General features: G+C 62.7%; 15 protein-coding genes. 6 read left to right on the forward strand and 9 right to left on the reverse strand.

Going from position 1 to position 18,666, the window contains the following annotated elements:
• Positions 1-54: 54 nt before the first annotated feature.
• From rsmD to RY94_RS13355, 8 genes are read right to left on the reverse strand one after another with little or no spacing between them, the layout of a single operon-like run.
• Positions 55-627 (reverse strand): 16S rRNA (guanine(966)-N(2))-methyltransferase RsmD, encoded by a 573-nt coding sequence (rsmD, locus tag RY94_RS13320; protein ID WP_043445840.1) that lies wholly within the window; start codon positions 625-627, stop codon positions 55-57.
• A gap of 43 nt (positions 628-670) precedes the next feature.
• Complete coding sequence (locus tag RY94_RS13325; protein WP_043445842.1) at positions 671-1,714, reverse strand: sulfate/molybdate ABC transporter ATP-binding protein; 1,044 nt, start codon at positions 1,712-1,714, stop codon at positions 671-673.
• Positions 1,711-2,559 carry an ABC transporter permease gene (locus tag RY94_RS13330; protein WP_052274341.1) on the reverse strand — a complete coding sequence of 283 codons (849 nt, stop codon included), beginning with the start codon at positions 2,557-2,559 and terminating at the stop codon, positions 1,711-1,713. Before RY94_RS13330 ends, RY94_RS13325 begins: the two co-directional genes overlap by 4 nt.
• Positions 2,549-3,337, reverse strand: a complete 789-nt coding sequence (gene modA, locus RY94_RS13335) for a molybdate ABC transporter substrate-binding protein (protein WP_043446680.1) — start codon at positions 3,335-3,337, stop codon at positions 2,549-2,551. The genes RY94_RS13330 and modA overlap by 11 nt, the downstream gene beginning before the upstream one ends.
• 14 nt (positions 3,338-3,351) lie before the next feature.
• The gene (locus RY94_RS13340) at positions 3,352-3,756 is read right to left on the reverse strand and encodes a TOBE domain-containing protein (RefSeq protein ID WP_043445844.1); all 405 of its coding nucleotides are present in this window, start codon (positions 3,754-3,756) and stop codon (positions 3,352-3,354) included.
• Positions 3,757-3,794: 38 nt separating this feature from the next.
• The gene (locus tag RY94_RS13345) at positions 3,795-6,050 is read right to left on the reverse strand and encodes an ATP-dependent DNA helicase RecG (protein WP_231554527.1); all 2,256 of its coding nucleotides are present in this window, start codon (positions 6,048-6,050) and stop codon (positions 3,795-3,797) included.
• Positions 6,040-6,984, reverse strand: coding sequence for a DAK2 domain-containing protein (locus RY94_RS13350; RefSeq protein WP_043445846.1), 945 nt, complete (start codon positions 6,982-6,984; stop codon positions 6,040-6,042). The genes RY94_RS13345 and RY94_RS13350 overlap by 11 nt, the downstream gene beginning before the upstream one ends.
• A 22-nt stretch (positions 6,985-7,006) precedes the next feature.
• On the reverse strand, positions 7,007-7,999 hold the full coding sequence (locus RY94_RS13355; RefSeq protein ID WP_043445849.1) for a thiamine-phosphate kinase: 993 nt from the start codon (positions 7,997-7,999) through the stop codon (positions 7,007-7,009).
• 170 nt (positions 8,000-8,169) lie between these two features.
• Here RY94_RS13355 and RY94_RS13360 point away from each other — a divergent pair, with 170 nt between their 5' ends.
• The 6 genes from RY94_RS13360 to RY94_RS17485 all read left to right on the forward strand — a co-directional run bounded on the left by RY94_RS13360 (position 8,170) and on the right by RY94_RS17485 (position 16,016).
• Positions 8,170-9,483 carry a UDP-glucose dehydrogenase family protein gene (locus RY94_RS13360; RefSeq protein ID WP_043445850.1) on the forward strand — a complete coding sequence of 438 codons (1,314 nt, stop codon included), beginning with the start codon at positions 8,170-8,172 and terminating at the stop codon, positions 9,481-9,483.
• Between the two features lie 889 nt (positions 9,484-10,372).
• Positions 10,373-11,545, forward strand: a complete 1,173-nt coding sequence (locus tag RY94_RS17480; protein WP_156135174.1) for a glycosyltransferase — start codon at positions 10,373-10,375, stop codon at positions 11,543-11,545.
• 199 nt (positions 11,546-11,744) lie between these two features.
• Positions 11,745-12,662: a GSCFA domain-containing protein gene (locus RY94_RS16970; RefSeq protein WP_269429758.1), complete on the forward strand. Its 918-nt coding sequence runs from the start codon at positions 11,745-11,747 to the stop codon at positions 12,660-12,662.
• Positions 12,659-13,426, forward strand: a complete 768-nt coding sequence (locus RY94_RS17945) for a hypothetical protein (protein ID WP_156135175.1) — start codon at positions 12,659-12,661, stop codon at positions 13,424-13,426. Before RY94_RS16970 ends, RY94_RS17945 begins: the two co-directional genes overlap by 4 nt.
• Before the next feature lie 69 nt (positions 13,427-13,495).
• Entirely contained in the window at positions 13,496-13,906 is a 411-nt protein-coding gene (locus RY94_RS17950) for a hypothetical protein (RefSeq protein ID WP_156135176.1), read from the forward strand.
• Positions 13,899-16,016, forward strand: a complete 2,118-nt coding sequence (locus RY94_RS17485) for a glycosyltransferase family 2 protein (RefSeq protein WP_082046346.1) — start codon at positions 13,899-13,901, stop codon at positions 16,014-16,016. Before RY94_RS17950 ends, RY94_RS17485 begins: the two co-directional genes overlap by 8 nt.
• 656 nt (positions 16,017-16,672) lie before the next feature.
• Here the strand turns inward: RY94_RS17485 and RY94_RS13370 are convergent.
• A complete protein-coding gene (locus RY94_RS13370) occupies positions 16,673-17,947 on the reverse strand; it encodes an ISL3 family transposase (RefSeq protein ID WP_442853457.1) in 1,275 nt (424 codons plus the stop codon).
• Positions 17,948-18,666: the final 719 nt, after the last annotated feature.

The raw sequence follows: 18,666 nt of genomic DNA on the forward strand, positions 1-18,666 counted from the left end.
CCGGGCTCCGACCCCGACAGGGGCATCGGGGCCCGGCCCGCGCCGGGCAGCGCGTCAGTCGACGGCGGGCTCCAGGAACCACAGGCGCGTCTCGCCGTACTTCTTGTCCGCGAACCGCTCGAGCCACGCGGGCCACTCCGGCTCCGGGGACCGCGACGACCGCTCGACGACCACCACGGCTCCCTCGGCCAGCCGCGACTCCAGCGCTCCGAGGACCGCGAGCACGCCGTCGGCCATGACCGTGTACGGCGGATCCATCAGCACGAGGTCCCACCTCAGTTCCGGCGCCGCGCGTTCCAGGTAGGTCTCCACCTTGGACCGGTGCACGCGCACCGCCGTCCAGCCCAGCACCCTGTTCACGAGGTCGGCGTTCTTCTGGGCCACGGCGGCGGCGCGGTCGGCGGATTCGACGAGGTCCACGGTGGCCGCGCCGCGGCTCGCGCTCTCGACACCGAGGGATCCCGAGCCGGCGTACAGGTCCAGCACGTGCGCGCCGTGCACCACCCCGTAGGACTCGAGGCTCGAGAAGAGGGCTTCCTTCACGCGGTCCGTCGTGGGCCGGGTACCGTTCCCCTCGACGCTGGTGAGGGTCGAGCCGCCCGCGGCTCCGGCGATGATACGGGTCATGACGTCGACTCTATCGCCCGACCGCACCGGGCCCGCGCACGCCCTACACCGGGTAGATGCTTGCGTCCTCGTGCCGGAACCCCAGGAACAGCCGGCCGCCGGGCACGATCCCGAGGGCGACGACGTCGGACGGGGCCACGTCCGCCGCCAGGCCGCCGGCGTGCAGGCGCACGAGGTCGCCGCGGTGCTCGACGTCGTCGACCTCCGCTGCGAGGCAGACCGCCCCCGGCGCGGTCGTGGCGCTGAGGGACACCGTGACCCGGCAAGGCCGGACGGCGAGCGCGAGGGAGGAGCCCTCCGGTGCCGTGCCGGCGAGCGGCACCGTCCACCCGTCCCCCGCGGTGAAGCCGTCCGGCGTCCGGCGACCCGTCACGAGGTTCAGGCCGGCCAGGTGCGCGCCGAACGCCGTCACCGGGCGCGTCAGCACGGCGGCGGTGGCACCGGACTCGACCACCCTTCCGCCGTCGAGGATGAGCACGCGGTCGGCGAGGAGGAAGGCGTCCAGTGGATCGTGCGTCACGATGATCGCCGAACGGTCCGCGAGGACGTCCCGCAGGAGGGTCCGGATGGCCGGGGCGACGGTGACGTCGAGGGCGGACAGCGGTTCGTCCAGCAGGAGCAGCGACGGGTCCGCGGCGAGCGCGCGGGCGACGGCGACGCGCTGCGCCTGCCCGCCCGAGAGCTGCCCGGGCCGGCGTCCCGCGAGGTCCCCGGCGCCGACGCGGTCCAGCCAGGAGAGGGCCGTCGCGCGGGCGGCCGTGCGGTCCATGCCGCGGCTCCTCGGGCCGAAGGCCACGTTCTCCAGTGCCGAGAGGTGCGGGAAGAGCAGCGCCTCCTGCGCGAGCAGCGACACGCCGCGGTGCCGGGGTTCGGTGAGCGTGCGCCGGTCCGCGCCGACGTCGAACAGGACCGTCCCGTCCAGTTCCGCCCGTCCGGTGGACGGCGCGATCAGCCCGGCGAGGAGGGTGAGCAGCGTCGATTTGCCGGCGCCATTGGGTCCGAGGACGGCGAGGGTCTCCCCCGGGGCCAGCTCGAAGGCGACGTCGAAGCCGCGCTCGGCCAGGGTCGCGTCGAACGTGAGGCTCATGGGCGCGCCGCCTCGCGGGAGGGCGCCCGCGTGGACGCGGCAAGGTCCCCGAGGGGCCTCACGCGGTGGGCCACCCCGACCACGGCGATGGCCACCAGCACGAGGATGAAGGAGAGGGCGACAGCGGCGTCCGGGTCCGTCTCCCGCTGGAGGTACACCTCGAGCGGCAGCGTCCTCGTGGTGCCCTGGAGGCTGCCGGCGAAGGTCAGCGTGGCGCCGAACTCGCCGAGGGCCCGCGCGAAGGAGAGCACCGCCCCGGACACGAGCGCCGGCAGCACGAGGGGCAGGGTGATGCGCCGCAGCACGGTCCAGCGTCCGGCGCCGAGGGTGGCGCCCACCGCCTCGTAGCGTGTGCCGACCGTCCGCAGGGCGCCCTCGAGGCTGAGCACCAGGAACGGCAGCGCGACGAAGGCCTGCGACAGGACGACGGCGGTGGTCGTGAAGGCGATCTCGACGCCCAGGGCGCTGAGGCTGCTGCCGAGCAGCCCCCGCCGCCCGAACGTGTAGAGCAGCGCGATGCCGCCGACCACGGGGGGCAGGACCAGCGGCAGCAGCACGAGGGAGCGGAGCAGCCGCTGGCCGCGGAACGAGGTCCGGGCGAGGACGAGCGCCATGGGGACGCCGACCAGGACGCAGAGCGCCGTCGCGGTGAGGGAGGTCCGCAGGCTCAGCAGCAGGGCCGTCGTCGCACTCTCCGACGTGACGAGCGTGACGAAGTTCGGCCAGTCGACCCGCAGGGCCATCGCGGCGACGGGGAGGACCACGAACAGGCTGCCGACGACGGCGAGCGCCACCACCCAGCGCGGCAGGCGTGCGGCGTTCAGGGGCCCAGGGTCACGGCGCACCGAAGCCCGCCGCCCTGAGGACGGACTGCCCGAACGGTCCGGATGCGAACTCCACGAACTCCTGAGCGGTCCCGGCGTCGCCGCTGTCGGCGAGTGCGGCGATCGGGTAGGTGGTGGGAGCGTCGGCGGCCTCCGGGATGTCGATGCCGCGGACGGCGTCGCCCGCAGCCCGCACGTCGGTCACGTACACCAGGCCGGCGTCCGCCTCGCCGGAGGCGACCTTTCCCAGCACGTCCGTCACGGAGGACTCCTCACTGACGGGCGACAGGTCCACGCCGGAGGCCTCCTCGACCTGGACGGCGGCCGCGCCGCAGGGCACCTGCCGCGCACAGACCACCGTCCTGATGCCGGGCCGCGCCGCGTCGGCGAGGGAGGTGATGCCCGCCGGGTTGTCCGGCGGCACGGCGAGCTGGAGCGTGTTGGTGGCGACCTCCACCGGGTCGCCGGCGAGCAGGTCCGCGACCTTCGCCATGGTCCCGGCGTCGGCGGAGGCGAAGACGTCGGCCGGCGCGCCCTCGCTGATCTGGGTGGCGAGATCGGACGAGCCGGCGAAGTTCAGGCTGACCTCCGCCCCCGGGTAGGCCTCCTCGAACTGCGTGGCCAGTTCCGTGAACGAGGCCGTGAGGGAGGCGGCGGCGAACACCGTGATGCTGCCGTCCACAGCATCAGCGCCCGAGGACCCTGCGGCATCGGGGTCCATGGTGCCGCAGGCGGTCAGGGCGAGCACGACGGCGGCCGCGGCTCCCGCCCCGGGCGCGCGGAAGCGGCGGGAGGGCATCGTGCGCACCCCGGTCACGCCTTGCCCGCCGGGGTCTCGATGATGACCGTGGTGGCCTTGACGACGGCGATGGCGATCGTCCCCTTCTCCAGGCCGAGGTCCCGGACGGCCTCGCTGCTCATGAGGGACACCACGCGGTGCGGACCGCACTGCAGTTCCACCTGGGCCATGACGGTGTCCGTGATGATGTCCGTGATGATGCCGACGAAGCGGTTGCGGGCGGACCGGCCGATGTCCGAGGGGTCCCCGGGGAGCACGGCGTTGCGACGGGCGAGCCCCGCGAGCTCCAGCGCGTCCACCACGGCCCGCCCCGAGGCGTCCTTGGTGCTGCCGAGGAGTCCGCCGTCGATCCAGCGGCGCACGGTGTCGTCGCTGACGGCGAGGAAGCGTGCGGCGTCACCGATCCGTATCTGCGTCATACAGGCGAGGTTACCTCCTCAGACGCGGAGATTGCAGGTCAGCCCTTCTCGAGGAACGCTTCCTTCTCGGGGTTCAGGTACAGCTCGATCGCCAGCGCGAGGCCGGGGAGATCGTGCAGGTCAGGATCCTCGGCGACGATCTCCTGCGCGTCGGTGCGCGCCTTCTCGATGACCTTGCCGTGCTGGGTGATCTTCAGGAAGCGCAGGGCCGAGCGCCCGCCGGACTGCGACGCCCCGAGGATGTCCCCCTCGCGGCGGAGTTCGAGGTCCTTCTGCGAGAGCTCGAAGCCGTCCGTGGTGGACGCGACGGCGGAGAGCCGCTCCCGGCTCGGGTGCTCGGGTTCCAGCTTCGTGACGAGCAGGCAGGTTCCTGCGTGCCCGCCGCGGCCGATGCGCCCGCGCAGCTGGTGGAGCTGGGAGATGCCGAAGCGGTCGGCGTCCATGATGACCATGAGCGTGGCGTTGGGGACGTCGACGCCCACCTCGATCACCGTGGTGGCGATCAGCAGCTGCACGGTGCCGTCCGCGAAGCGTGCCATGACGTCCGCCTTGTCCTGCGGGTCCAGGCGCCCGTGGAGCATGCCGCTCGTGACGCCCTGCAGCTGCGGGATCCCGGCGAGGGAGTCGAAGAGCGCGACGACGCTGGTGAGCTCCTGCGCTCCCCCGGCCTTCCGCTCCGCGGCCGGTTCGCCGTAGAGGGCCTCGGGGGCGTCGTCGTCGGCCTTGCCGTTGTCGCCGATCTTCGGGCACACCACGTAGACCTGCCGCCCGGCGTCGATCTCCTCGCGGGCGCGGGACCAGATGCGGTCGATCCACGCCGGGTGCTCGGTGAGTCCCACCTCGTGCGTGGCGATCGGCGACCGGCCGGCGGGGAGCTCGGAGAGCGTGGAGGTCTCCAGGTCGCCGAAGACCGTCATCGCGACGGTCCGTGGGATCGGTGTGGCGGTCATGACCAGCACGTGCGGGGAGGTGCGGGCCTTGGTCCGCAGGGAGTCGCGCTGCTCCACGCCGAACCGGTGCTGCTCGTCGACGACGATCAGCCCGAGGTCGAAGAACTGCACGTTCTCGGAGAGCAGCGCGTGCGTGCCGATGACGATCCCGGCCTCCCCCGACGCGGCGTCGAGCAGGGACTTCTTCCGCTGCGCCGTGGACATGGACCCGGTGAGCAGCACCACGCGCGTGCCGTCCAGGGCGCCGCCGAGCATGCCGCCCTCGGCGAGCGGTCCGAGCGTCCGGGTGATGGACTGCAGATGCTGGGCGGCCAGGACCTCGGTGGGCGCGAGCAGTGCCGCCTGTCCCCCGGCGTCGATGACCTGCAGCATGGCGCGCAGGGCCACGAGGGTCTTCCCCGAGCCGACCTCGCCCTGCAGCAGCCGGTTCATGGGGTGGGTCCGGGCGAGGTCCTCCGCGAGGGTCAGGCCGACGTCGCGCTGGCCCTGCGTCAGGGTGAAGGGCAGCCGGGCGTCGAACTGGTCCAGCAGTCCGTCGGCGTGGGGCGGGCGCGCCGTCGCCTCCTCCCGGGCGGCGAGCGCACGACGGCGGGCGAGGGCCGCCTGCAGCACGAACGCCTCCTGGTAGCGGAGGCGGTGCTGGGCCCGGTAGGCGTCCTCGATCTGCGGCGGCCGGTGCACGAGCTCGTAGGCCGTGGCGAGGCTCATGAGCTTGTCGCGGCGGGCGATCGACGCCGGGATGGGATCGTCGAGGTCGGAGAGCCGCAGGGTGTCCAGGACCACGCCCACGGCCTTGGCGATCGCATCGCTGCTGAGTTTCTCGACCGCCGGGTAGACCGGGATGGGGCGTTTGGCGCGGGCCGGGTCGTCGTCGCCCTCGTCGAGCAGGGAGTAGCGAGGATTGGTCAGCGAGAGATGGCCGCGGTAGAGCGTGACCTTGCCGGAGAACATGGCCCGCACGCCGGGCTTGAGTTCGCGGGCGGCGGTGAAGCCGTTGAAGAAGGTGAGGTTCATGCCGCCGAGGCTGCCGTCGGCGTCGTCGGTGATGACCACCTCCAGGAGCGTCCCCTTGCGCGTGTGCATGCGCCGCGAATTGGCGGACTGCACGCGGGCGATCAGGGTGACCTCCTCGTCCACCGGGACCTCGGCGATGGGCGTCAGCTCGCCGCGCTTGAGGTAGGTGCGCGGGAAGTGGTTGAGCAGCTCCCCCACGGTGGTGATGCCGAAGTGCTTGTCCAGGAGCTTGGCCACCGGGCCGAGGCGCTTCTCCAGCGGTGCGTCGAGCTCGGAGGCGGTCGCCGTGCGGGCCGCGCCCGTCACCGGACGCACGACGTCAGGACTCACCGGCCTCGGCTCCTACCGGCGGGGCGGCGAGCTGGGTCACCGTGATGTTGACCGGCGTGCCCGCCTCATGGATGAGGGCCAGCGCCGGTCCGGGGTCCGGGACGTGCACATGGACGCGCCAGCGGTAGCCGTCCTCGACCGGGGAGACGGCGCTCATGATCACCGAGTCGCCGATCTCGTCGAGGTGGAGGCGGAGGGTGGCGGCGTCCAGGGGGCTGAGGTTGATGGTGCACATGACCTCCACGCCGTCCGCGTCCCCGCCCCGGTGGATGTGCGGCGCCTGGATGTCATAGCCGTGCAGGCCGTCGAGGAGTTCGTCCTGCAGCTCCTCGCCGAGGGCCGCGGCGCGCAGGGCGTCGAGGATCAGGAGGAATCCCACGCCTCCTGCGTCCACCACCTTCGCCTCGGTCAGCGCGCCGAGCTGGCTCTCCGTGTCCACCACGGCCCGCAGCGCGGCCTGCACCGAGGCACGGAGGGTCACGGTGAGGGCGTGGTTGCTGTCATCGCCGGCGTGCGCGGAGGCGGTCTCGGCCGCGCCGCGTGAGCTCGCCTCGAGGACCGAGAGCATGGTGCCCTGCACGGGGTCGCTGAGTGCGGACCAGCTGCGGATCTCGGCCCGGTGGAGCGCGGAGGCGAACAGGGAACTGGTGAGCCGCGTGCTGCCGTGCAGCGGTTCGGCGAGCGCGGAGAGGAAGACGGCGAAGAGGGTGCCTGAGTTCCCGAGCGCCTCCTCCATGGCGGCGCGGCCCGCGACGGTCAGCAGCGCGCCGAGGTCCACGGCGTCGTCGTCGTGCGCGGCGCGCGCGGCGGACCGGACGGTCATATAGAGGTTGGTGCCGGTATCGCCGTCGGCCACGGGGAAGATGTTGATGGCGTTCAGGCGGTCGCTGTGGTTGCCGAGGGACTCTTCGGCCTTGCTCAACCAACGCTTCATCGCGAGCGCGTTCGCGGTGACCTTAGTGTGCAAAGTGATCCCATCCCCTGAGAGCTGCGGCCTGTGACGCCAGTGTCACGAGCGGCTGGCCCGGCACCACCGAGCCTACCGCAGTGAACCCGCGCGGCAGCAGGACGTCCTGCGGGAACGTGGCGAGGAGACCGTGGTCCTCGCCCCCGCCGAGCACCCAGTCCATCGCGTCCACGCCCAGGAGCGCCGCGGTTCCCTCCAGCGGGACCGCGTACTGCCGCAGGGCGGACGGGTCGAGGTCCAGCCCCACGCCGCTCGCCGCAGCAATACGTCCGGCGTCGCGGAGGAGGCCGTCGGAGATGTCCAGCATGGCGGACGCGCCGGCGACGGCGGCGGCCGGACCGGCGGCCAGGGGCGGTCGCGGCCGCAGCTGCGCGGCGACGAGCTCCTCCCCCGCCGGGCCGAAGCCCCCGAGCGGGCGGCCGTCCTCGAGCAGGGCGAGGCCCGCGGCGGCCCGTCCCGGCATCCCGGTGACGGCCACGGTGTGCCCGGCCTTCGCACCGGAGCGCAGCACGGGCTCCCGGCCGTCGAGGGTCCCGGTGACGGCGGCGGTGACGACGAGCTGCGCGCCGGCGCCGAGGTCACCGCCGACGACGCCGCACCCGGGTGCCCCGAGCTCGCGGATCGCCGCGGTCAGGCCATCGGCGAGAGACTCGACCCACTCGACGGGCGTGATGGGCGGAAGGGTGAGGCTGACGACGAGCGAGGTTGCGCGGCCCCCCATCGCGTTGATGTCACTGAGGTTCTGGGCGGCGCACTTCCAGCCGACGTCGTAGCCGGTGGTGCGGTGGCCGTTGGGGCGCAGGAGCCGGAAATCGTGGTCCTCGACGAGCGTGTCGATGCTGATCACGGTCCGGCCGTCGGGTGCGGCGAGGATGGCGGCGTCGTCGCCGGGGCCCAGGAGGACGGCGTCCGGCACGGGCAGGCGGGGAAAGATCCGCTCGAGGAGTTCGGCCTCGCTGAGGGCTCCGACGGTAAGGCGCATCTCTCTACCGTAGAACGTGCGGGCTGCGTCTCGCTCAAGGACTCGGATTCGATGGTCAGGAGCGACCGCTGAACACCTTGTCGCATGTCATCCGGTGGGTCCACTGTTACAGATGATGATCCGACTACAGTTGGCGATGGAACCCAACCGCTTTCGAAGGAATCACAAGTATGCGTATCTCCGTAATTGGTTGCGGCTACCTGGGGGCAGTGCACGCGGCGTGCATGGCCAAGCTCGGGCATGAGGTTGTCGGCATTGACGTTGATGAAAGAAAAATCGAAGAGCTCCAAGCAGGCCGAGCACCATTTTTCGAACCAGGGCTGCCTGAGCTCCTTGAGGAAGTACTTCTGACGGGTCGTCTGAAGTTCAGCTCCAGCATGGCCGACGCCAAGGGAGCGCAGGTCCACTTCCTTTGCGTCGGCACTCCTCAACGCAAGGGTGAGTACGCAGCGGACATGAGATACGTCGATGCTGCGTTCCATACCCTGCTCGACTCGATCGAACCGGGAAATGTCGTGGTAGGTAAATCGACCGTACCGGTAGGCACCGCGGCGCGTCTCGCAGACGAACTGGCCGATCGGCACCCGGCCGCCGTCCTAGCGTGGAATCCGGAATTCCTGCGTGAAGGTTTCGCGGTGAAAGACACTCTCACCCCTGATCGCTTCGTATACGGCCTACCTTCAGGCCAGGCAGGCGTTGCAGCTGCGACTGCCCTCGACGAGGTGTACAGCGTCCCCCTCAGTGCGGGCACCCCCCGGCTGGTCGCAGACTACTCGACGGCGGAACTCGTGAAAGCTGCGGCCAATTCGTTCCTCGCCACGAAGATCTCGTTCATCAATGCGATGGCTGAGGTGTGCGAGGTGACCGGTGCGGATGTCACGGTGTTGGCCGACGCAATCGGGATGGATGATCGGATCGGGCGGAAGTTCCTGAACGCGGGGGTCGGATTCGGGGGTGGCTGCCTGCCGAAGGATATTCGCGCCTTCATGGCCAGAGCCGGCGAGCTCGGCGCGGATCAGGCCCTGACCTTTCTCCGCGAGGTGGACGACATCAACGTCCGACGCCGCCTTCGCGTGGTCGAGCTGACACGTGTCCTGGTCGGCGGTTCGCTGCTGGGGAAACGAATCACCGTACTGGGTGCGGCGTTCAAACCCAACAGCGATGACGTTCGCGACTCGCCGGCACTGAGTATTGCGGCGCAGCTTCAGCTTCAGGGCGCCGACGTCACGGTGACGGACCCCGAAGCCATCGCGGGTGCACAGCGGCGCTTCCCCGAACTGATGTACGAAGCTGACCTCACAACTGCCATGACCAAGGCCGACGCGCTGCTGCTTCTGACCGAGTGGGATGAGTACAGGGCAATCACGCCAGAATCAGCAGCCGCGGCGGTGAGCTCAAAGAATATTCTCGACGGCAGAAATGTACTGGACCCTGCCGCTTGGCGGACAGCAGGCTGGAACTACAAAGGGATCGGCCGGCCGTAGGGAAAAGCAGATGCCTCTTTGCCTTCCGGTAGCCACTGGACAATCTGGACCATGAAACTACTGACGTGCCTAGAGGGGATGAGAAGGGCAGAGGTCTTGAGCGAAGAATGGGTGCACCTGTACAAAACACCCCCACGAAGGACCAATAGCCTCATTATCAACGCTAATACCCTGTCAGGTTGATCTCGGCCGTGCCGGCCGCCTTCGCAGCCCCTAATCCACGCCCGTATCCCGCCAGCCCCGCTATCGGAGGTATGTTCGACTTTCTCCAAGCCGAGCTGGATCAGGAGCCGGGGATACCTCACAAAGACTCTAATGCTCGTACAGTTGTCGGCGCCAGTGCGCTCGATGTCCAAATGTCGGGAAATGCCGACCCCGCGCAGTGACCAGGTCAGGGTCACCGGAGAGATGGGAAGCCTGCCTTGACGAGCTGAGAGTAGACCGGACGCGCTATCCACCCCGCGTCCGAGGCCAGGTTGGCGCTGATGTGGGGTGCGCACGCGTGGTCGATTAGACCCGCCTCGCCTGGCGCAGGGAACCGGCACACCTGTTTGTAGGCTGGTTGACTGGTTGACGGGTTATCCGGCTTTGCCACCACACACAATCGGACGGTGCAGGCAACGTTAACCGCGGGCGTCGTCTCCGGCCGCGGTAGACGGTGAACTAGCTCGGATCATGACGGGTAGGCCCTCCATGTGGAGGCTCAGATGAGGTACTTTCATCCTGCGACCAGGCATCCACGCCGCTTTCACCACCACGCCACCCAGCGTGTGACCAACGCCGCGCCTACAACAACCAGCACCCCAGCGTGTCTGCACCAAGAGCCGGCTTTGCCCCAATAAAATAGGACCGCTGCGGTTAATATTGCAGACTGGCCAAAGGAGAAGCAGTGCAACTGGTTTATCAAGGATTCCACAGTCGAAGCGATTCCCCTGTGGCGGAGGCAAATGCAGCGATCGAACAAGCCAGTATCACCGCAGGCGAAAAACCAATCTTAATTGGGTATACACCCGTCGGAAGAATGAATCCCTACCAAGCGCTGCTTTACCGGGAAGTAGGAGATCATGGGTTTGCCGTAGCACCAATTGTAAAAAGCTGGGATTTTGCGAAACTGAGTCAAGTTCGATCTAAAGCGAGCCTGATCGTTGTTCACATTCATTGGACTTCGTTTGTACTCAACTCAATAACTTCTTACCAGACCGCAAAGAAAAAGATTCAAGACTTTAAAACTGATATCGAGCGCGTAATATCCCAAGGTGGAAAAATTGTTTGGACATTGCACAATGTAATTCCTCACAACTCGCGCTTTGTGGACCTAGAAATAGAAGTACAACAATACATAGCGGACAAAGCATCGGTGATACATGTTCTCTCTGAGGCTTCCGTCGAAGTGATGTCCGATTTCATATCATTCGACCGTTCAAAGATACTTCATGTGCCGCACCCCAATTACAAAAGCACATATGAGGATTATGTCAATAGAGACCAAGCCCGGACAACCCTCGGTCTGTCTTCGGACGACAAAGTCTACGTTTTACTAGGGGCCCTCAAAGCATACAAAGGGCTAGGGACCCTTCTGGCCGCGTTCGAGTCATTGTGCGCTCGAGATCCATCGGTTCCACGAAAACTCCTTGTTGGGGGAATGCCGGACGATGATCCTGAAGTTGCCAGTTTTGTTGAAGCCTGCAAGAAAAGCGCTAACGTATTGATAGAAGCGAAAAAAATACCAGCAAACTATGTTCAATATTATATGCGAGCAGCCGATATCGGACTAGCGCCTTACTCCAGGATGTTGAACAGTGGAGCAATATTGCTATACCAAACCTTTGAACTACCGGTAGTTACTTCAAACGTCTCCGCAATCTGGGAAAACCTAGATGAAGACATTGCTGAAATGGCCGTAGACGATTCTGTCGCCGCTCTTGAGAGCGCACTTCAGCGCGCTGACCGCTTTATCGGCTCAGACACAAGCTGGCGTATTCGGGCCCATACAGAACAGTATGATTCATCCGATCTGTCGCGAGAGTTTGCACGCGAACTACGATCAATGCTAGATGCGTGATGCACGCGGCGCAATCAAAACACTTAGAATAGCGAAGAATAGCTATAATTAAAATTAGGAGTGGAAAATTATTAAAGCAAACTCTCCGTACAGGGGAAATCCGCCAGAATCGTTTTGGAGGACTGGGGTTTCCGGCAAAGATATTCACGAGCTCGAAAACTTCTACATCAAAAAGTTCTCAATATCCCAGCAGGATCGAATCGCGACCGCAGGTAGCTGCTTTGCTCAACACATCGCGAAACATCTTCGAAAGAACCACTATCACGTTCTAGATTGCGAGCCGGCTCCGAAAAGCATGACTATCGAAAGCGCCCAGCGGTTCGGCTTCGGACTGTACTCGGCGCGGTTCGGCAATATCTACTACGTACGCCAACTCTTGCAACTAGCGAGGGAGGCAATTATGGGGCAAAAGCCCGAGCACATAATTTGGGAGAAAGAAGGTCGCTTCTACGACGCATTACGACCTTCAATCGAGCCAGTTGGTTTCGACGCTCCTGAGAAAGTGGAGCTACACCGGGCCCAGCACGTAAGGCGCGTCCGCAACATGTTTGCTGAGGCCGATGTTTTCGTCTACACATTTGGCCTCACGGAAGGCTGGGTCCACCGCGCTTCGGGCACTGTGTACCCTACTGCGCCAGGCACAATCGCAGGAGAATTTGACGCAAACGAGTACGTCTTCAAGAACTTTACGTTTAACGAGGTGTACAACGATTTCCTCGAGTTTCGAGAGTTGCTTAGAACCATAAGCCCTGATGTTAGATTCCTGATTACGGTTTCGCCGGTGGCCCTCGCAGCCACAGCCTCCGGAGATCACATCCTGAAATCGACGATTTATTCAAAATCAGTCCTACGAGCTGTCGCAGGCGAGTTGTATGACAAATACGACGATATTGACTATTTCCCCTCGTATGACTTGATTACGGGCAACCCCACAAAAGGAAGGTTCTTCGATGAGTCCTTACGAGACGTCACTCCTGCCGGAGTTGAATGCGTGATGCGGTACTTCTTCTCACAGCACTCAGGCAGGGCCAACGACCAATACGGATCAAGCGAGAAATTCAGTAGTGAAGAAAATGTGCTCTGCGAAGATGCACTGCTGGAAGCGTTTGGCGAATGAAACTTTGCTTTATTGGTGATTCCCATTTAGGACACATCAAGCCCGCTTGGGAAACCGTAAAGGTAAACCTTTCAAATATTTCGATTGCATTTCGTGTAGAACGGACCTACGGAGAGAAACCCCTCACAATCACAAGTAGTTTCGGTGATTCCAGCCCGACGGTCTTAGAGGACATCAGGCTTGCTCATTCTCCAGAAGTGGGATGCGATCAGTGGGACGCTTTTGTTGTATTTGGGATGCATTATTCGATTGCCTCCCTGGCGGCCTTCTACAAAAGCTATCGAAGTGACAAGCAGGCACTGGACAAACAAAGTTATCTGCTATCTCAGCTTGCTTATGAATCCGCGGTAGCCGATTTATACGCTTGCACAAAGGCTTCCCGCGTGATCGAGGCACTGCAGCAGAAAACTGATCGCCCCATTTATTACTCACAACAAGCACACCCATTGGACTGGGTGATTGAAAGACCGGACCTGGCACAAGGGCAGTTTTCCCAAGCTGTCGCAAACGGGGATGATCTGCACTTGGCCAGAGATTATGAGGACAGGCTGGCAGAGCTTGAGCGAAACGGCGTGATTGTCGTCCGGCAACCGGAGGCGACCAAAAAGGGCGCAATCTTCACCCGGAAGGAATACGGGCTAGCGGACGCTAGCGATACGTCCCCTAATTCTGCCTATGCGAAAGGAGACTACTTCCACATGAATGAGCTTTACGGTCGCGCCGTGCTCAACCAACTGCTTCCCCGTCTAGGGGTCGTAATCTAAATCGCAGGCTTCAGCCTCTAAAGCCGCCGCACTCCACGATAGAAGTAAATTAGATAGTGAGTAATCTGAATGTCATCGACCTTGATTTATAGCTGGGACTTTTTAGAACCCTGCTTCGAATTTGACTTATTGCTTGAAGTACTAGAAAAAGTGGACGACAAGAAGTTTGTCATTGTCGCTCGGCATGATGCAGCGGACCATAGCTCGCTCATCAATTGGGAGTTTTCCAAGAGCCTGGACGGACACTATATATATAACCCCGGTTCAGAGGGCGGCGAAAATGTTCAACTCAAGAAATTCGTCTCCACCGCTGGTATCGACAGTATGAGACTGGAAATATCGGCCTGGAAAGAGTCAGCTTTAGAGCCACGCGAAATTTTTGGAGAATGTTGGGTATCGACCCCGTTCAGGCCATCAAGCGACAAAGACACTCCAGTCTCGACGATCAGCATCGCGGAACGGACCGTACAAAATGACTAAGACTCAGCCCACCGTCAGCATCATCATCGTCATGAGTGAGACTTCTACCGCAGCAGACTTGCACTACAGTTTCTTTGCCCTGCGGGGAGTCCGCTCAATTGACGTGATCGTGACGATGCCGGCGTCCTCAGAACCGATTGATTTCGAAATGGCAGGAGATGGGGTCGCTCCCCGGTTGGTCACTTACGACCAAAGCTCTGTCACTGTCTCACATGCTGTTAATAGGGCCTTCGGCCTCGCTGCGTCCGAAATTGTGCTCGTCCTCTCCGCAGGCGTTTTTCTCCCAAGAAATTCGATTGAGCGCTTGTCCGCTTATTGCAGCGAAGATTCGCAACAATTTATTTCCTGCCTCGTTCAACTTGTTCGTCCTACCGATACATTAACTGACGATGACCTTCATGCCATAGTAGAAGCAGGCGTCGAACAACGAACCGACACAGCAACTCTGAGCCGCGCAGAGTCAAACATATTCCTGGCTATGCACAGAAGTATTTTTGCCACTCTTCGAGGATTCGACCATGAAGTGGGCGATTTAGGGACGAGCGTTAACGATTTCACGAAGCGATCTCTTCGGTTCGGATATCGACATCAATGGGAGGTTGATGGAGTCCAAGTCATCAAAATAGCACCGCGGCTGAATGCTAAAACACCATCTGCTCCGACACGCGCTTTGCCCGCAGCGGTAACCTCGAAGGGGGCGATTTTCCGAAACCTAAGAACATGGGACTTTTCGTCGAATGTCGACGCGCCGCTCGTATCAGTCGTAATCTCGACTTTCAACAGGAGCGAGTACCTCCCAGATTGCTTGAATTCTATCCTGGCGCAGTCTTTCAAGGACTTCGAAGTGGTTTTGGTTGGTGATGGCTGTACCGATGCGACAAAAGAGGTGGTTCAGACCTTTTCCGATCCGCGGATCAAGTACTTCGATCGAGAAAATGAAGGAATATCTGCCGCGCGCAATTTTGGAACTCGGGTAGCGCGGGGAGTTTTCATAGCTGTCCATGACGACGATGACATCATGCTTCCTTGGCGGCTAGAGCGGCAACTACAGTCCTTCGGCGCTGGAGACCACGGCAGTTTCGGCGTATCAGTTCACTTTGACAACGAAACCGGTGAGCTTGCCCGGCTTGTACATCGAAAATTCAACGTACAGACTGCCCTGCGATACGGACACAATCCTACGCACCCAACTTGGATGATCAAGAAAAGCGTGTTCCAGCAATTCGGCTACGATGAAACTTTGAAAAGCGGAGTCGACAATAATCTTGCTCTTCGAATGATTCGATCTGGTATAAAGCTTCGCCATACGGGCGAAAGTTTGATTTTGAGACGGATGCACGGATCACAAATTACGAGGACGGCCGGCGAGATTCAGAACTCGTCGGCGAAGATGTCGCAGCGTCTTTTGAAATTTGCAAATGGCCTCGCCTCCGATCCCTCCGCGGCGCCAACCGCCGACGAGTGGCTACCAGCAGCGAATGACCGCCCGTTCGAGGTGCAGGTTCGTCCTTATTTGCCAGATCATCTGATACGCCGGACTGCTATTGTACGGACGACGGATGCGAGTATTGACCTTGGCAAGATCGGGCGTTCCATAGGTGTCCTGGATTTCCGTCTTCAAGCTCAGAATGAAGACCTCGAACGTGAAGACATCGCCGAGGTGCACAATGTAACTCTTGCTGGCATGGCAGAATTGAGGCGGCTGGGCTTGGATTATGAGCTACGCCTTACTGACGAAGTGCTAGATAGCTCTCAGAGATCTCATGCCGTATCGACTGTGCTCGACTGGGTTAACTCGACCTTCGTGCGTCCTGAGTCGGAGCCTCACTATAGGATTCTGGTCATTCATGCGCTCGATGCAAAAACGTCAGCCCTGCTTGAAGGGTGCGAACTAACTGGATTCTCATGCCTATCTGATAACTCGTTCTCCTCCGCTCAAGGATTTGTGTCCGTCCCCCTAAGTTTCCTCGAGTGTGTACGTGCATACAATGCGTTGCACGCCCGGCCAGCGGAGGGCGGCAGCATCTCCATACTGTCCGTCGGTACTGACGGCTTCCCAAGTGACTTCCTCCTGCATGAAAACGAATTCCAAGAATCGAGTACGAAGTGAAATTTAGGTGGGTTCCCAACTCCTACGGGAGGTCGGGCATCGTTGCAACGGCCGAGTCAGTCGATTCGCAGCCCGTTTTGAGCGAGCTTTGGATGGACTACAACATTGATCTGTTCGATCAGGACAGATTTTCGGTCGCATGCGCTCTGGCTTTCGGACCTAGTACCAACCAACGAATGGCGTTCTCCGCGGGAGTTTCGCACCGCGTGTCGACAGAAATAGAACGGTATCTAGCGGGATCAAGAGTGCGAGTGGAGCCTGTGACGTATGAAGAGCGCAGTGTGCCTACGGGAAACTCGCTTTTGCTACTTCATGACCAGCAGATGGCTGTGACAGCGATGAATGCCGTCGGAGCGGAGCGCCATTTTGCTCTTGAGATCCTTCCATCCGATCGTTTCTCGGGAGGTATGTTGCAAATGGATCGGCTTTCGTTGTCCAGCAATGCTTGGCTGCTGGTCGACCAGCCACCGGGCGGCTTGCGAAGCCACCCACACCTCGCTGCCGCCGTTCTTCTAGCCGCGGATCTCAGCGCGTCGGCTATAAAGGTGATCTCGTCGAGCAGCATCGCTGACCCGTTGATGCGCGATGTCGCTCGGCTTCTCCGGTCGACAGGCTTATCACTGGTCTACGGGGAGCGGTGAGCAGCGTTTAGGGGCTCATCGCAATTGAGAGTGCAAGTGGGGTCTGAAGCCGCCTGATTCGAGGAGGCTGCGGGCGATGTAGTTGGTGAGGTTCCTGAAGCCCAGCGCTGAGCCGCGGAGGTGTTCGAGCCGCCCGTTGATCGCTTCGGTAGGACCGTTGCTGGTGCCGGGGCGGTCGAAGAACGCGAGCACATTGGTAGCACGTTGTTTCAGGGTTCGGCCTAGCCTGCGGATCTCGATCAGGGCGGCCGGGACGCCGCTGGTGACCGCGTCTATGAGGGCCTGCATGAGCTGCCTTCCTCGGGTCTTGTTCGGTTCTCGGTACGCGGCCACGATCCGCTGATAGATCCCCCACGTCGCTTCGACCTCGAGATGCTCCTCGGCTGCGAACACAGCTGTCAGACGTGCGTTCTGCTTCTCGGTGAGCAAGTCCGCGCCGGTATGCAGGGTTCGCCTGGCACGGTAGAGCGGGTCCTCAGCACGACCTCGGTGACCTGTCGTGAACTGTTGGACACGCTGCCGGCACCGGTCGAGCCCGTCCCCGGCAAGCCGGACGACATGAAACGGATCCATCACCGGGATCGCGTCGGGGAGCTCCTCGCTTGTTGCGGTTTTGAAGCCCGTGAACCCGTCCATGGCGACAACTTCGATGCCCTCCCTCCAGTGGTCAGGTCTGCCTGCGAGCCAGGTCTTGAACACTTGTTTGGAGCGGCCTTCGACCATGTCCAGCAACCGTGCCGGGCCCGTCTTCTCGCGGATTGGGGTGAGGTCGATGATGACCGTGACGAATTTGTCTCCGCGCCGGGTGTGCCGCCACACGCGCTCATCGACGCCGATCGCGGTGACCCCGTCGAACCGATGTGGGTCGTCGATCAGCCGTCGATTGCCCTCGGCCAGGACGGCGCTGTTGGCGGTATGCCAGGACACGCCGATACCTGCTGCGACCCGGGACACGGTGAGGTGATCAACCACGACGGCCTCGAGCGCCCATCGGAGCCCACGGCGTGAGATCTTCGCCCGGCGCTCAGCGACTGCGGCTGTGTCCTGCCGCCAGGTGGACCCGCACCCGGTGCACCGGTAACGGCACACTCTCATCAGCAGTGTGGTGGGCCGATGCCCGAATGGTTCGTGCGCCAGTCGACGAGTCACGGTATCCCGCGGTAGGCCTTCAGCCCCACACTTCCGGCACCACCGATCAGCGTGCACAACATGACACTCGATCACCGCCCGCTCAGGACTCACATGCTGCCCGATGGCTTCCAATCCGAGCTCATCGAGGCGGCAGAACATGGTGAGGTCAGGGGCAGCGAAGGTAGCGTTGAGCACGTCGAGGTCTTTCGGGTGGCGAGCGTAGGAACTTCCATCATCGGAAGGCCTCGACTTCTAACTCGCCACCGACGCGCCCGCCCTGGCCACCCCGCCCGCACTCTCAATTACGAAGAGCCCGTTTAGGCCGCCTGGTTGCTGCCGCACTAGATTGCTTCTTAGGACATTTTGAGGGCTTCGATTTGAGATTTTGCCGACGGAAGTCGCGCGCGAGACAACATGGAAGATTGACAGTACCGGTGGTGGCTTTGGCACTATAGCTGGTGCGACTTTCCGCCCGAGTTGTGCTTAACAGGTTAAGCAGAACCTGCTGACAGCCACCTCGACTCACTACGATTAGCGTGTATAGCTTATGCCGTCAGGTCGCAGATATTTGCATGATCTTTGCACATGAGCGTAGTTAGGGCGGTGTGAGCCCCGGGGCGGGAGGTAGGGCCAGCGCTAGTGCGGCGTGATGCGGACCAAAGAGGTCCGAGTCTTGTGAATTGGTAGCGCCCAAGACTTCAAAGATGCCCCGGCTTATATAACGCTCAATCGTTTCGATGGCCGCTGGTACACGTGCGTTGACATCGCATTGATGCCCGTCGGGGCCGCTCAAATTGTTTTGCCATGGCGCCGGTGCCCATGCTGATGCTGGAAGTCGGAACCTGGCAGAATTTCACCGAATGCCCCGGCTGTGGTGT

The organism is Arthrobacter sp. L77 (genome assembly GCF_000816565.1).
GTDB classification, from domain to species: Bacteria; Actinomycetota; Actinomycetes; order Actinomycetales; family Micrococcaceae; genus Arthrobacter_D; species Arthrobacter_D antioxidans.